We start from the raw sequence: 12833 nt of genomic DNA on the forward strand, positions 1-12833 counted from the left end.
CGCGGGGTGCACGGGCCAGCGCTATTACTTACAGCATCATAGAAACGGCAAAGGAGAATGGGTTGAATCCTTTCCAGTACCTCAGCTATCTTTTTGAAAAACTTCCCAACCTGAACCCTAAAGACAGTAACGCCCTGGATCAGTTACTCCCCTGGTCCGATTCGCTGCCCCCTGTCTGCAGGGCTAATAAATAAGCCAGATTATGTCCCCACCTGATTGCAAGGTGGGGTTTATTTTACGCTTACGAAAAAAACGTTACCCACCGGGATGATGTGTTGGAGAGGCTCCGGGATTTGGAGAAGGAGGTATCCGCTGGAGAGACGGGTGCCTGGTCTGGAACGGGTTGGAACTCCCGGCCATTATCGACAAAGATGACCCGGTGATCATGCACGGTCTCTTCTGCCCGGTAAAATATGTCCGGCTGGTGAAAAGGTTCGCCTGTATGCACAACTTATTTGCGAAGGTAGACCCTACCGGAAAGAGAAGAACTATGTTGGACGAAAGACGCCTCAATTGGGAGCAAACTCATCAACGCGCGGGCTGAAACTGTTATGACAAAGCCCTCTTTCAGGGATTCCATTCGATATCGAAGGTGCCTCGTTCCCGCCGACGGGTTTTACGAGTGGAAAATTGATTATTCAAATTTCGGGCCCGGCAATACGGTATCCGCACCCTGAGCCGCTAGCTAAACTTCCAGATCTCCGCCACGGCCTTTAACTTTTCGGCCAGGGTGGTCAGTTCGCTGGTAATGGCGGCCGTTTCCTGGCAGCTGGCGGCAGCCTGTTCGGCGACGGCCGCAATGGCTTCCACTCCGCCTACCATTTGCTCCGTGCTGGCCGCCTGTTCCTGGGCGGCGGAGGCCAGTTCTTCAATGCTTTCCACGGTGCGTCCGATCTGAGAAATAATATTTCGGAATGCCTCCTGCACTTCCCCGGTAATCTGCAGTCCCTGTTGCACTGCCGCCACACTTTCTCCCGTAGCTCCCTGGATGCCGGCCACCAGCTGGGTAATCTCCCGGGTGGACCGGGCGGAATTTTCCGCCAGTTCCCGTACTTCCTGGGCCACTACCGCAAACCCCCGCCCGTGTTCTCCGGCCCGGGCCGCTTCAATAGCTGCGTTCAGGGCCAGCAGGTTGGTCTGGGCGGCGATATCCTCGATCAGCTGGACGAACTGGCCGATGCGGGCGGAGCTTTCATCCAGCATTCGAATTTTTTCATGGATCAGGCTCATTCCGCTGATTACCTTGTCCACCGCTTCACCCCCCTGCCGGGCGGTCAGGTCGGTCTCCCGGGCGATGGCCGCCGTATCCCGGGCCTTTTCCGCCGACTGCCTGGCCGAACGGGCTAAATCTTCAATTCCCTGGAGAAGTTTTTGCACTTGCCCGGCCTGTTCCTGGCTACCGGTGCTGATCTGTTCCGTGCCGGAGGTGATCTGGGCGGTGGCAGCGGTCAGCCGCTCGGAGTATTCCCGCACCAGCCCGAACCATTTATGTACCCCTTTCAATACCTTGCGGACATTTGTCACCAGCCGGTTGATTTCCCCCCAGCCGAAGTTGCGTTCCTCAATCCGTTCGGTGAGATCTCCGGCAATGGCCTTATCCGTCTTATCGATGACCATGTTCACTGCGGCCTGCAGAGAAGCATAGGAGAGGGCCGCCAGGACTCCGGCCAGCAATACACCGGCCGCCGCCCCGGCCAGGGTGGCGGGTCCGTTGCCGTGGGTCAACCACCCGACCAAAAGGGTGACGGACACAGCCAGCAGGGCCAGGACGGAGGTCATTAATGTTAGTTGGCGGCGCAATTTACCCACTATCATCCCCCCACTTGTCCGTACAGGAATGTTCTTTTATATAACCTTTCGGAATTTTTTTGGCATTCTTAACAAATGGGAGAAAATTGTCATCAAAAAACTATTCTTGGGGAGGAAGTTTTCCACCGGAGGAGAATAATGGTTATGTGGTTTTACAGTATGCCCAAAAGGAAGGAGCTTATTTCCCCGTGAAAAAGGAGAGTCGCAAAACCAGTTATGGCAGCATGGAAAGATGGTTAATCACTTACGCCGACATGATTACCCTGCTGCTTATTTTCTTCATTGTCATGTATTCCTTAAGCCAGGTTGATATCAAGAAATTCCGCATGCTGGCCGAATCATTAAGTAAAGCCATGGGTGGCGGCGGGGTTATTCTGGAAAACCTGGGACCCTCGGTGGTTCCGGGGATCAGCGGTACGGAAACAGAAGCACAAACGCGGGAAGATGTGGCGGACCAGGCGGAAATGGAAAATATCCGCCGGGAACTTTTACGTGAAGTACAGCGACAGGGCCTGGGGGCCAGGGTTTCGGCCACCATTGAAGAGCGGGGTATCGTCCTCAGCTTCCAGGAAGAGGTCCTTTTTAAGCTGGGTTCGGCGGAACTCACCCCCCGGGCCAGAGAGATCATTGCCGCGGTAGCCCCGGTGCTGCTGAAAACCCCCAACTACATACGCATTGAAGGACACACCGACAATCTGCCCATCAACACGGAGCGCTACCCTTCGAACTGGGAACTATCCACGGCCAGGGCTACGGCGGTAGTTCAGGAATTAATACGTACGGCCAACTTTCCGCCCCAGCGCCTTTCCGCCGTGGGTTACGGCGAATACCGGCCCCGGGTGCCCAACGACTCGGAAGCCAACCGGCAGCTGAACCGCCGGGTTGATGTGGTAATCCTGCGCAGCAAATATAAAGGAGCTGAGCCGGGATCCCTGCCGGTGAACGCCCGGGACTAAATTACGGGAAAGGGATGACTGATGGACCTTGCCATACTTGGTTTTGTAATCGCGGTAGTGGCTTTAGTGGGCGGCTTTATGCTGGAAGGAGGGCATGCCACCGCCCTTTTGCAGCCGACGGCCGCATTGATCGTTTTCGGCGGTACCATAGGCGCCACCGTTTTCAGTTTTACCTTAAACGACTTAAAACAGGTTCCCCGGCTCTTACGGGTGGGGCTTTTCCGCACCATTCCCGAACCCACCGAAACCATCGAGCTAATTGTCAGCCTGGCCGACGAAGCCCGGCGGGAGGGGCTGCTCTACCTGGAAAACCGCCTGGGTGAAATAGATGATGCCTTCCTGCGCAAGGGCATCCAGCTTGTCGTGGACGGCACTGACCCGGACCTGGTGCGCAGTATCCTGGAAGCGGAGCTTTACGCCATCCAGGAGCGGCACAATGTGGGAGCGGGCATCTTCGAGGCGGCCGGTGGCTACGCTCCCACCATGGGCATCATCGGAACGGTGATGGGCCTGGTCCACGTTCTCAGCTCCATCGAATCCCCGGAAACCCTGGGGCCGGCCATCGGCATGGCCTTCATCGCCACCCTGTACGGCGTGGCCAGCGCCAACGTATTCTGGCTGCCCCTGGCGGCCAAGCTACAAAACCTGAGCAAAAAGGAAATGCTCCTGCGCCAGTTGATGCTGGAGGGTATCGTCTCTCTGCAGGCCGGGTACAACCCCATACTGATCCGGGAACGTTTGACCGCCTTCCTGAAGCCCGAAGCCAGGCAGGAACAGGAGGAAAGGTATGAAGAAGAATAAATAGCGACCTTTTTCCCGGTGCCGGTAATTAACAGCACCCGGCACCTTTGATCTATTTATCCCCCATCAAAGGAGAGGTTTGGATGAACGAAAACCGGCAGGATGAATTGCAACTGGTGGTATTCCGCTTGAAGGAGCAAACCTACGGCATAGACATAGGCCACGTGCTCGAAATAATCAGGGCTACCGATATTACGGCCATTCCCGGTGCCCCGGCGTTTGTGGAAGGGGTGATCAACCTGCGGGGGCGGGTAATTCCGGTAATCGACCTGGCACACCGCCTGGGCCTGGCTCCCATCAACATATCCGAAAACACACGCATCATCATTGTCGAGGTGGGCGGGGCCACCGCCGGGATGATGGTGGACGGGGTTTCGGAAGTATTACGCCTGTCCCGGGAAAGCATCCAACCCCCACCGCCCATGGTCGCAGGGGTTTCCGCCGCCTACTTGCAGGGCATTGCCCTGGTTGACGAGCGCCTGATCATTCTCATGGACGCCACCCGGGTTTTCCGCCGGGAGGAGAAGGAAGTCTTACAGGAACTTTCCCGGCAGGTTGAAGAACGGTCCGCCTCATAAATGCTGCCTGTCCCTGAAGTTAGCTTAGCGAAGGATGGTGGCTGGAATGTTTACCGAAGAAGAAATTGCCGTCTTTCTGGAAGAGTTGGAGGAGAAACTCCAGGTAATCAACGATAACGTTTTGCTGCTCGAGCGGGAAGGGGGCAGCCCCGAAGTAATCCAGGAGATCTTCAGGGCCGCCCATACCATTAAAGGCTCCTCGGCCGTCATGGGCTATGAAAAGATGTCCACCTTGACCCATGAAATTGAAAACCTTTTCGACCGCCTGCGCCAGAGGGAAATGGAGGTTTCCGAGACCTTGGTGGATGTCCTTTTTGAAGCCCTGGACACCCTGAAACTTTTAAAAGACGAAATTACCGGCTCGGCCGGTGACGTGGACGTTTCAGCAGTAATTGAGAAACTGCGCGCCTGCCAGCCTGCTTGCGGGGCGGGAGGATCGGGTGGTGCCCCGGCAGGTGGCGGGACTGTGCCGGCCCCGGCGGGGATGAGTGATTCGCGGGAGCCCGTGGATCTGCCCACCCAGGCCCGGGACACCGGGTCCGGCCGGTTGCTGCCGGCAGGCCAGACCGCCGGGCTCTCCACCACCGGTACTTCTAACGGGTACCAGACCTACCGCCTCACCATGGAACTGGAAGATGCGGTGGAAGAGGTAGTGCGGGAAGCGGAAGTGCGGGGCTTCCAGGCCTACCAGGTGGACATCGGCACCGACCAGGGCTGCCAGATGAAAGGTGTGCGGGCCTTTTTAATCTTTGAAACCCTGCAGCAAATAGGTGAAATTATCAAAAGCGTCCCTCCGGCGGAGGATTTACAGGAAGGCAAATACGAGCAAGGGTTCACCGTGGTACTGTTGACCAAAGAAGACGCCGGACAGGTGCACGACCTGGTTTTTTCCATTGCCGAAGTGAGCAGCGTGGAAGTCCGCCCGATTAAACTGCGCGTGTGGGAACAAACCCCCGCTCCGGATGCCGCCGCCAGGCAGCAGGTTAAGAAGGAAGCCGCGCCACCGGGCAAGGACAATATAAAAACCGTGCGGGTGGACGTGCAAAAGCTGGACACCCTGATGAACCTGGTGGGGGAACTGGTTATCGACCGCACCCGCCTGGACCGTTTCGTGGAAGTCTTCGAAAGCCGCTACGGTTCCGACGACCTGGTGGAAAACATAGTGGAAATCTCCAACCACCTGGGACAGGTGACCAACGACCTGCAGGAAGAAATTATGAAAGCCCGCATGCTGCCCGTTGCCCATGTGTTCAACCGCCTGCCCCGCATGGTGCGCGACCTGGCCCATAAGATGGGCAAGGAAATTGACTTCATCATCGAGGGCCGGGAAACGGAACTGGACCGCAACGTAATCGAGGTCATCGGTGACCCCCTGATCCACCTTTTGCGCAACGCCGTGGACCACGGTATTGAACCCCCTGAAGAAAGGGTGCGCCTGGGTAAACCCCGCACCGGCCGGCTGCTCTTGAAGGCGGCTTATGTGGAGAGCCACATCGTGATCACTTTGTCCGACGACGGCAGGGGAATGGACCCGGACAAAATGCGGCAGAAGGCAATAGAGAAGGGATTGATGACTCCGGAACAGGCCGCCCGGGCCAGTGACCGGGAAATCCTGGACCTCATCTTTACCCCCGGTTTTTCCACCGCCGGCACCGTGAGTGACGTCTCCGGCCGGGGAGTGGGCATGGATATCGTGCGCAACCAGATCGAGCAGATAAACGGCTCGGTGGAATTTACCACCGCCCCCGGCAGAGGCACCACCTTCACCATCAAGCTGCCCCTGACCCTGGCCATTATCCGGGCGTTGATGGTGACCCTGGGGGACCACGTTTACGCCTTCCCGTTAACCAATGTGCTGGAAACCCTGACGCTGAAACCCGGGGAAATCCGGCGCGTGCGTCACGCGGAAGTAATTGTGGTGCGGGGACACGTCCTGCCCCTGGTACGGCTGGCCCACCTTTTCCAGGAAGAAAGCAAAGAGGAAGGCAAGCTTTCGGTGGTTATCCTGGGCTCCGGGGATAAAAAGGTGGGCGTGGTGGTGGACCGGCTCATCGGCGAGCAGGAAATAGTGATCAAGTCCCTGGGCGGTTACCTGGGACAGGTTCCCGGCCTTTCGGGAGCCACCATCCTGGGGGACGGCAAAGTGGCCCTGATTGTGGACGCCCGGGGTATTGTCAAGGACGCCGGCGTGGAAGAAATTATCTATGAGGTGAACAGGGCGGGGTAGAATTGTTATATAATCATTAATTGACTGAAAAGGGGTTTTTGAGGTGGCGGCGATTCGCGTGCTGGTAGTGGACGACTCGGCTCTGATGCGCCGTTTGATCACCCGCCTGCTGGAAAGCCGGGGGTATAATGTAATTGACACCGCGGCGGACGGTGAAGAGGCGGTGGCCAAGATCTGCGCCCTGAAACCCGACGTGGTCTCCCTGGACCTGGAAATGCCGGTACTGGACGGCCTGGGGGTATTACGAAGGGTGATGAAGGAATGCCCCGTCCCGGTGGTCATGCTCAGCTCCCATACCACCGCCGGCGCGCGAGCCACCATGCGGGCCCTGTCTCTGGGAGCGGTTGATTTTGTGGCCAAACCCTCCGGCCCGGGCCGGCTGGACGCCATGATCGACGAACTGGTGGAAAAACTGCGCGCCGCCGCCACAGTGACCGCAAGCAAGCTGGTACGCCCGTGGGTGGGCATGGTATTTCACCCTTTTCCTGCCGGAAAGGCCGGGCCTTCACTGCCGCCCCCCCGGGGAGAAAGGCTGGAAAATGCCTGGACGCCTCCTGGCCCGCCGGGCAAACCGGCCGGCGCCTCCAGCAAGAAAGAGGTGCCTCCGGTTATACCGGCAGGCACCGGCTCCTTTCCGGAACGGCATGCCGGTACGCCCCGCCCCAGCATGCCGCCCGTCTTGCGTCCCGCAGGCCGTTCACCGTCCGGGGCTCCTGCCGGCGGAGCCGCTGACACCGGCAAAGCGAAGGCCGACCCGGACATCACGGCCGGAGGCATTATGCCCCGGCTGGCGGTGGTACCAAAACGTTCCGCCCGCATCGACCTGGTCGTAATAGGCTCCTCCACCGGCGGCCCGGCCGCCCTGCAGGTGATTATTCCCGCCCTGCCGGAAAACTTTCCCGCCGCCGTGGTGCTGGTGCAGCACCTGCCGGTGGGCTTTTCAGGCCCCCTGGCCGAACACCTGAACCGCCGCAGCCGCCTGCCGGTAAAACACGTAGAAGAGGGCGATCCCGTCATCCCGGGCCGGGTGCTGGTGGCCCCGGCCGGTTTCGACCTCACCTTTCGCGGACGGCCCGGTCACGTCACCGTCCACCTGGACGCGGGCAGCGGTCCCGTACCTCCCGGGGGGTTCCGCCCCTCGGTGGATGGAGTGATGCTCTCGGCGGCGGAAATTTTCGGGTCACGTGTAATGGGTGTTCTTCTCACGGGCATGGGCCGGGACGGCGCCAGGGGCATGGCCGCCATCAGGGAAAAAGGCGGCCCCACCATCGCCCAGGACGAATCCACGTGCGTGGTCTTCGGCATGCCCAAAGCGGCTATAGACCTGGGGGCGGCGCTGAAAGTTGTCCCCCTGGGAGAAGTGGCGGGGGAGATTGTCAGGCTGGTGTAGGCCGTGTGAGATGGAAAGTGGTGATAACTCAGATAATCCAAATACTGGGAAGGGAGGGCTGATTATGAAAGTAGGAGCGGGTGGATTGCAGTCTTTGGCGTCTCAAGAAGTGGCGCCGCTGCGGCGGGTTGAGCCTCCGGCGGCGGTAAAGCGGGAGGATGTCTTTCCCCAGGGTGCGCCTCCACCGGAAGAAGGGGGCTTCAGCCGGGAGGAACTGGTGGCCGCAGTGGGCCGGCTGAACCAGGCGGCAGAGGCTTACAACCAGCCCCTGGAGTTTCTGGTACGGGAAGACGGGGAAAACCTCCGTGTGGAAGTGGTCGAAAAGGGTACAGGGACAGTGAAAGGGGAAGTTCCCGGGCATGTTGTGCTGGAGGCGGCGCGGAAACCGCATAAAACCATTGGCCTGCTCCTGGACCGGTACCTTTAAAAATCATCAATTATCTTTTTCCCACAGGCTTCACTGTCTCAAATATTTCCCGGAGGGGAACTTCGATGCCCTGGATGGCTTTAAGGGGTAAAGTGTCCTGTGGGCCGAAAATTTCAGGCTTCCCATAGGTACCGTCTTCCCCCAGGTAATAGCGCTCAACATACCCGCCCAGGGGATCGACAATGAGGTATTCCTTGACGCCAAAACGCTCGTACAGGGCCTTTTTTTCCCGTTTATCCCTGAGGGCGCTGTGGGTGGAGAGAACCTCGACGATTACCTCGGGCGGCCCCTGGATATTGGCCTCTGTAACCCTGGCCTGTTCGCATACCACCAGTACATCAGGCTGAACCACATCGTATTCCGAAAGCACGACGTCGGTAGGCGCGACAAACGGCTCGCAAGGTGTGCCGGACAGAAGCCTCTCCAAACGGGCGTAAAAGCGCCCCACGATCTTCTGGTGAACAGTTGACGGGGAAGGGATCATATTGTAAGCCTGCCCGTCAATAAGTTCCCACCGTTCATCTCCGGGCCACTTTAAATAATCGGCGTAGGTATACCTCCGGCTTGCTTTTGTGGCAGAAGGCATAATAACACATCCCCCATGTGGTTTCTGTTGCTATAGTATATCACACCCTTTTTTCCTTTTTTACCCCCGCCGGTCTACAAAATAACCTCCGGCGGCGCCGTTTTTCTTCATGTAGGCCCTGGCCTGCCCGGCCCTGCGGAGGTCCATCAACGCGCCGGCCAGGCGCTCCCGCACCTTTGCGGCCAGCCGGAGGTTCTGCCGGTGGAACTCGTCGATCTGAAGGAGCAGGGCGGAGATTTCCGGCCCGCCCGCGCCGGAGCCCCCCGCCCTGTCCAGCTCATCAATCACTGCTCTTATCTCTTCAATGGCGGCAAGGTGTCGGGAAACAGCACCCAGTGATTCCTCCGTCGCCGGCCCATCCTGGAGCGCACACAGGCGCTCGAGCACGGCCTTTAAGGCCAGCACTTCACCGCGCATTTCCTGCAGGAGCCTGAGTTTTTTTTCGTCTTGATTTTGTGGGGGCATTGTGGAATCATCCTTTTGGACTTCTGCCTGCTCAAGTCGCTTGTCCAGTAAAACCGCTACCATCGGCACGGTGCCGCGTTGTCCAAAGCGAACGACTTGCGGAGCGCTGGTAACAGCACCCGCCCAGCACTCACCGAAAATAACAACCTTAAAATGCTCTAGACTGATAATCTTGACGTAGCAGGCTTAACAAGAACATCATTGCCAGTGAGTGCTGGGGAGGGTAGCCGGACTGCGGCGCGAAACCAGCGGCACCGAAATGTAGCTTTAGAAAAGGTAACTTACTGAAACGGCAAAAAGATGACAGTAAGGTGCAACTGCCATGCCGCACTTGCAGCGCCGCTAGTCTGGTCCGAAGCGAGCCGCGGTGCTGTCAGCGCGGAGCACTGGAGTGAGCGTGGACAACGCGGCACCATAGCGGGGTCACTGAACATTTACCCCTGAATTACACTCAGGGGTTTATACACAATCAACCTCCCGCCGCCTGTTGCCCTTTCAATTTAAGGGCCTGTTCCCAGGTATCGGCCAGCTCTTCCAGCAGCCCGGCCACTTCGTCCAGGACGGCTGCCTCCTTTTTCACGTTGGCCTCCACCAGGCGCCGGTACATGTAATCGTAGAGGGCGAAAAGGTTTTTGCCGATTTCCATCTCCCGGTTGACGGTTTCCAGGAGGTACACGATGATGTCTTGGGCGCGCAAGCATGCCCGATGCGCGCCGGGGATGTCCCGGGCGGCCAGGCAGTCCCTGGCCTGGTGGATAAATTTGACCGCGCCGGTGTAAAGCATGAGCGTCAGCCGCCCCGGGTCGGCGGTGAGCACGGCGTTCTCCAGGTACTGCCGGTAGGGATTGGGGGCTACCTGCATCATTAAAACTCACCTCTTCGGGATATGCGCTTCCTTTTGCCGGATTTCAACCGTTCCGGCTTTCGCGCCAGTGTTTTCACCTGATCGACCGCACCGGGGAAGCTCTTCGCCGGCGGCACCCGCGGTGCGTTTTTATCCGTTTTTCGCGGCTTTTCCTACGTAAGTATTCAGCAAACCCGGTTGGATGCGGCCCAGCACTCACTAAAACAGGAGTCCGCTCCTAACAGCACCGCATTCCTGTCGTTATAGTTTGCTTAAATACCTGTGCCCTGCGGGAGGCGGCCTTTAACGGCCCTGGCCCATGCCGAGCTGCTGGGCCAGCCAGGCACTCTGGGCGTTCATCTGCTGGATGGCCTGCTCCATGGCGGTAAACTGCCGCCAGTAGCGGTCCTCCATTTGCTGCAGGCGCTCCTCCAGGGTGCTGATGCGTTCGTTCATGGCGGCTATCTGTCTGCCGATGGCGCTGTTGTCCGCGGTGCTGTAGGAACTGCTGGTGCCGGCCCGGGCGGAAATCAGGGCCATGGCGCTGTTTACGTCGTCGTAAAGCCGCATGGCGATGCCCTTTTCCGCATAGTTCTCCGAGCTCCGGGTAAATAAGTTCATCACCCCGTCCGGGTCTTTCTGCAGGGCCTCTTTCAGCTTGGCTTCGTCAATGTAGAGCTTCCCCCTTTCCTCGTAGGAAAGGGTGGTAATACCAACATCGGCCAGCGTGTCGTACCTGGCAGCCAGCCCCGGCACAATAGCGGACATTGTAGCGCGTATCCTGGAAACTACGCTCTCCAGGAGGCTGTCGCCGCGTAGGAGGCCGCTCCTGGCCTTCTCCTCCCACTTTTTTTCCTGCTCGTCGGAAAGCTGTTCCCGCTGTTCGTCGGTAAGCGGCAGGTAGTCCCGGTAGCGGGGCTCCGTGAGCTTGCCGTTGATTTTGTCTATGATCTCGTTGTAGGCGGAAACGAAATCCTTGATGGCGTTGAATACGGCATCGGTGTCGTTGAAGACGGTGATGGTGGCGGAAGCCCCCCCGCCCTGTTTCAGGGTGAGGGTGATGCCGTTTATGGTAATCGTATTGGTAGCGCTCTTTAAGCCCGTAGCGTCGCCGAAGTCAAACTCGGCGTCCTGGCCGGTGTAGGCCGTTCCGTCCCCTTTGAGCAAAAGCTTTAAAGTGTTGTTTCCGCTCTCCAGGGCGGGATCCCCCACCCCTCCGTTGGCATCCTTGTCACCGGAGAGGAAATAGTGCACGTCGTTGGTCACCTTTATTTTCGCCGCTGTGCCCGTGGAGGTGGTGGTCAGGAAAAACCGGTTTAAAGTGGCGTCATAGCTGGCTGTTATCCCCAGGTTGGCGGCGTTGATTTCCGCTGCCACAGTGTAAATGTTGGCCGTGTTGGTATTAAATGAAAAGTCTTTTTTGCCGTTGGCCCCTTCTAAGGTAAAGGTGAGGTTATCATACGAAAGGTTGAATTGAGCCTTTAGGGTTTTGGTTAATCCCCCTTCGGTCTCCTCCGGCAAGGCGGCCTGGCTTCCCTTGGACACCCCGGTAGCCAGCTGTTTCACCGTCAAGGTGTACATCCCCGGCACGGCATTGGAGTTAGCCGAGGCACTGACAGCGGCCTCGTTGGACGAAGAAGCCTTCCTGGCCTGGTAGGTGGCCTGCAGCTTCATGTTGAAGACCTTGTCCCGGAAGGCGCGCAGGCTGTCGTAGATGGCCCGGTAGTCCTCCTGCTGCCAGAGGAGTATCTGCTTGTCCTGATTCAGCCGGTCCAGGGGTATCCTCTGTGCCTTCATCAGTTCCTTGATAATGGAATCGGTGTCTATGCCCGAAGCCAGCCCGCCGATGCGCAGGCTGGAAGTGGTGGATAGGATGGAAGTCATCCCGATCACCTTCTAACGTAAGTTTCTACTATAAAAATATCGGAACCCGGGGCGAAAACTTGATAAGACTTGAGACGCTGCTGGCTTCCAAAATAAAATTTCGGCTCCGAAAGGCTTGATCTTTTAGGGGCAATGTATATAATGATGTACATGATAAGTTTTTTGAGGTGTTTCGAATTGATCCGGAAGCAGGTATATATCAAGCCCCACCACGACGCCTTGCTGAAGAAAAGGGCCTGCGAACTGGGCGTAACAGAAGCGGAATTAATCCGGCGCGCCATCGAAGCCCACCTCGCCACTGGCCCGTTAATCCGGAAAGATATCTCGGCCTGGGAGCGAGAAAAAGAGTTCATTTTAAGCCGGGTAAAAAAAGGGGACCAGGAAAAGGGCCGGCAATGGCGGCGGGAGGAGCTTTATGAGCGCTAAAGTGCTGGTGGATACCAACATCCTGGTTTACGCCTACGATTCGGCAAATCCCCGTAAGCAGCAAATATCCCTCGAAATCCTGGACCGGCTTGCTTTCTCCCGCACCGGAGCACTGACAGTTCAGGTTCTGGCGGAGTTTGTCGTGGCGGTTACCCGGAAGATTGCCGAACCCCTCGATTTTGACGCTGTCCAGAAGAGCGTCGAGCATTACCTGCGCTCGTGGATCGTTTTTGACCTTACCGGAATGATTGTACTGGAGGCAGTTCGCGGCGTTCGTGAACACAAGTTTTCATACTGGGACGCCCAGATCTGGGCTGCGGCCAGGCTGAACCAGTTATCTCTGGTGCTCAGTGAAGACTTCTCGTCCGGCACCACAATAGAGGGTGTTACTTTTGTGAATCCTTTTGTGCCCGGGTGGCAGGTAAATGAATTACCCTGAC

Annotated in this window: 14 protein-coding genes and 1 pseudogene; 10 read left to right on the forward strand and 5 right to left on the reverse strand. The window is 57.8% G+C overall.

Features of this window, described 5'->3' with window-relative positions; translation table 11 throughout:
• Positions 1-194: transposase domain-containing protein (locus tag BUA65_RS13590; protein ID WP_131821517.1), on the forward strand; the 194-nt coding region annotated here is incomplete at its 5' end.
• 300 nt (positions 195-494) lie between these two features.
• Positions 495-629: pseudogene (locus BUA65_RS13600) on the forward strand (SOS response-associated peptidase family protein); the annotation flags it as partial.
• A gap of 52 nt (positions 630-681) precedes the next feature.
• On the opposite strand, the gene BUA65_RS13605 reads toward BUA65_RS13600, so the two are convergent.
• Entirely contained in the window at positions 682-1809 is a 1128-nt protein-coding gene (locus BUA65_RS13605) for a methyl-accepting chemotaxis protein (protein ID WP_072870456.1), read from the reverse strand.
• A gap of 188 nt (positions 1810-1997) precedes the next feature.
• On the opposite strand from BUA65_RS13605, the gene BUA65_RS13610 reads away from it, so the two are divergent.
• The 6 genes from BUA65_RS13610 (at position 1998) to BUA65_RS13635 (ending at position 8188) form a co-directional block, all read left to right on the forward strand.
• Complete coding sequence (locus tag BUA65_RS13610; RefSeq protein ID WP_072870511.1) at positions 1998-2765, forward strand: OmpA/MotB family protein; 768 nt, start codon at positions 1998-2000, stop codon at positions 2763-2765.
• 21 nt (positions 2766-2786) lie between these two features.
• The gene (locus BUA65_RS13615) at positions 2787-3566 is read left to right on the forward strand and encodes a flagellar motor protein (RefSeq protein WP_072870458.1); all 780 of its coding nucleotides are present in this window, start codon (positions 2787-2789) and stop codon (positions 3564-3566) included.
• Between the two features lie 83 nt (positions 3567-3649).
• Positions 3650-4144, forward strand: coding sequence for a chemotaxis protein CheW (locus BUA65_RS13620; RefSeq protein ID WP_072870459.1), 495 nt, complete (start codon positions 3650-3652; stop codon positions 4142-4144).
• A gap of 46 nt (positions 4145-4190) precedes the next feature.
• Positions 4191-6371: a chemotaxis protein CheA gene (locus tag BUA65_RS13625; RefSeq protein WP_072870461.1), complete on the forward strand. Its 2181-nt coding sequence runs from the start codon at positions 4191-4193 to the stop codon at positions 6369-6371.
• Between the two features lie 43 nt (positions 6372-6414).
• The gene (locus BUA65_RS13630) at positions 6415-7761 is read left to right on the forward strand and encodes a protein-glutamate methylesterase/protein-glutamine glutaminase (RefSeq protein WP_242656340.1); all 1347 of its coding nucleotides are present in this window, start codon (positions 6415-6417) and stop codon (positions 7759-7761) included.
• 64 nt (positions 7762-7825) lie between these two features.
• Entirely contained in the window at positions 7826-8188 is a 363-nt protein-coding gene (locus tag BUA65_RS13635) for a flagellar protein FlaG (protein WP_072870465.1), read from the forward strand.
• A 10-nt stretch (positions 8189-8198) separates the two neighbouring features.
• On the opposite strand, the gene BUA65_RS13640 is transcribed toward BUA65_RS13635, so the two are convergent.
• The 4 genes from BUA65_RS13640 to fliD all read right to left on the reverse strand — a co-directional run bounded on the left by BUA65_RS13640 (position 8199) and on the right by fliD (position 11967).
• Complete coding sequence (locus BUA65_RS13640; RefSeq protein ID WP_072870466.1) at positions 8199-8774, reverse strand: Uma2 family endonuclease; 576 nt, start codon at positions 8772-8774, stop codon at positions 8199-8201.
• Positions 8775-8834: 60 nt separating this feature from the next.
• Positions 8835-9239: a hypothetical protein gene (locus BUA65_RS13645; RefSeq protein WP_072870468.1), complete on the reverse strand. Its 405-nt coding sequence runs from the start codon at positions 9237-9239 to the stop codon at positions 8835-8837.
• A 469-nt stretch (positions 9240-9708) separates the two neighbouring features.
• Positions 9709-10104, reverse strand: coding sequence for a flagellar export chaperone FliS (fliS, locus tag BUA65_RS13650; RefSeq protein ID WP_439328945.1), 396 nt, complete (start codon positions 10102-10104; stop codon positions 9709-9711).
• A gap of 282 nt (positions 10105-10386) precedes the next feature.
• Positions 10387-11967, reverse strand: coding sequence for a flagellar filament capping protein FliD (gene fliD, locus BUA65_RS13655; RefSeq protein ID WP_072870470.1), 1581 nt, complete (start codon positions 11965-11967; stop codon positions 10387-10389).
• 177 nt (positions 11968-12144) lie between these two features.
• Between fliD and BUA65_RS13660 the strand changes: the two genes are divergently transcribed.
• Together BUA65_RS13660 and BUA65_RS13665 are read left to right on the forward strand one after the other, a co-directional pair.
• Positions 12145-12393 (forward strand): ribbon-helix-helix protein, CopG family, encoded by a 249-nt coding sequence (locus BUA65_RS13660; RefSeq protein ID WP_084062485.1) that lies wholly within the window; start codon positions 12145-12147, stop codon positions 12391-12393.
• Positions 12383-12832: a PIN domain-containing protein gene (locus BUA65_RS13665; protein ID WP_072870474.1), complete on the forward strand. Its 450-nt coding sequence runs from the start codon at positions 12383-12385 to the stop codon at positions 12830-12832. The genes BUA65_RS13660 and BUA65_RS13665 overlap by 11 nt, the downstream gene beginning before the upstream one ends.
• The last annotated feature ends 1 nt before the right edge of the window (position 12833 follow it).

Origin of the sequence: Desulfofundulus thermosubterraneus DSM 16057 (assembly GCF_900142025.1) — a bacterium.
GTDB lineage: Bacteria > Bacillota > Desulfotomaculia > Desulfotomaculales > Desulfovirgulaceae > Desulfofundulus > Desulfofundulus thermosubterraneus.

Excerpts from the sequence above, each read along its gene's own strand:
- BUA65_RS13615 (WP_072870458.1), top strand. The coding sequence starts at position 2,787 with ATGGACCTTGCCATACTTGGTTTTGTAATCGCGGTAGTGGCTTTAGTG.
- BUA65_RS13620 (WP_072870459.1), top strand. The coding sequence starts at position 3,650 with ATGAACGAAAACCGGCAGGATGAATTGCAACTGGTGGTATTCCGCTTG.
- BUA65_RS13625 (WP_072870461.1), top strand. The coding sequence starts at position 4,191 with ATGTTTACCGAAGAAGAAATTGCCGTCTTTCTGGAAGAGTTGGAGGAG.
- BUA65_RS13635 (WP_072870465.1), top strand. The coding sequence starts at position 7,826 with ATGAAAGTAGGAGCGGGTGGATTGCAGTCTTTGGCGTCTCAAGAAGTG.
- BUA65_RS13640 (WP_072870466.1), bottom strand. The coding sequence starts at position 8,774 with ATGCCTTCTGCCACAAAAGCAAGCCGGAGGTATACCTACGCCGATTAT.
- BUA65_RS13645 (WP_072870468.1), bottom strand. The coding sequence starts at position 9,239 with ATGCCCCCACAAAATCAAGACGAAAAAAAACTCAGGCTCCTGCAGGAA.
- fliS (WP_439328945.1), bottom strand. The coding sequence starts at position 10,104 with ATGATGCAGGTAGCCCCCAATCCCTACCGGCAGTACCTGGAGAACGCC.
- fliD (WP_072870470.1), bottom strand. The coding sequence starts at position 11,967 with ATGACTTCCATCCTATCCACCACTTCCAGCCTGCGCATCGGCGGGCTG.
- BUA65_RS13665 (WP_072870474.1), top strand. The coding sequence starts at position 12,383 with ATGAGCGCTAAAGTGCTGGTGGATACCAACATCCTGGTTTACGCCTAC.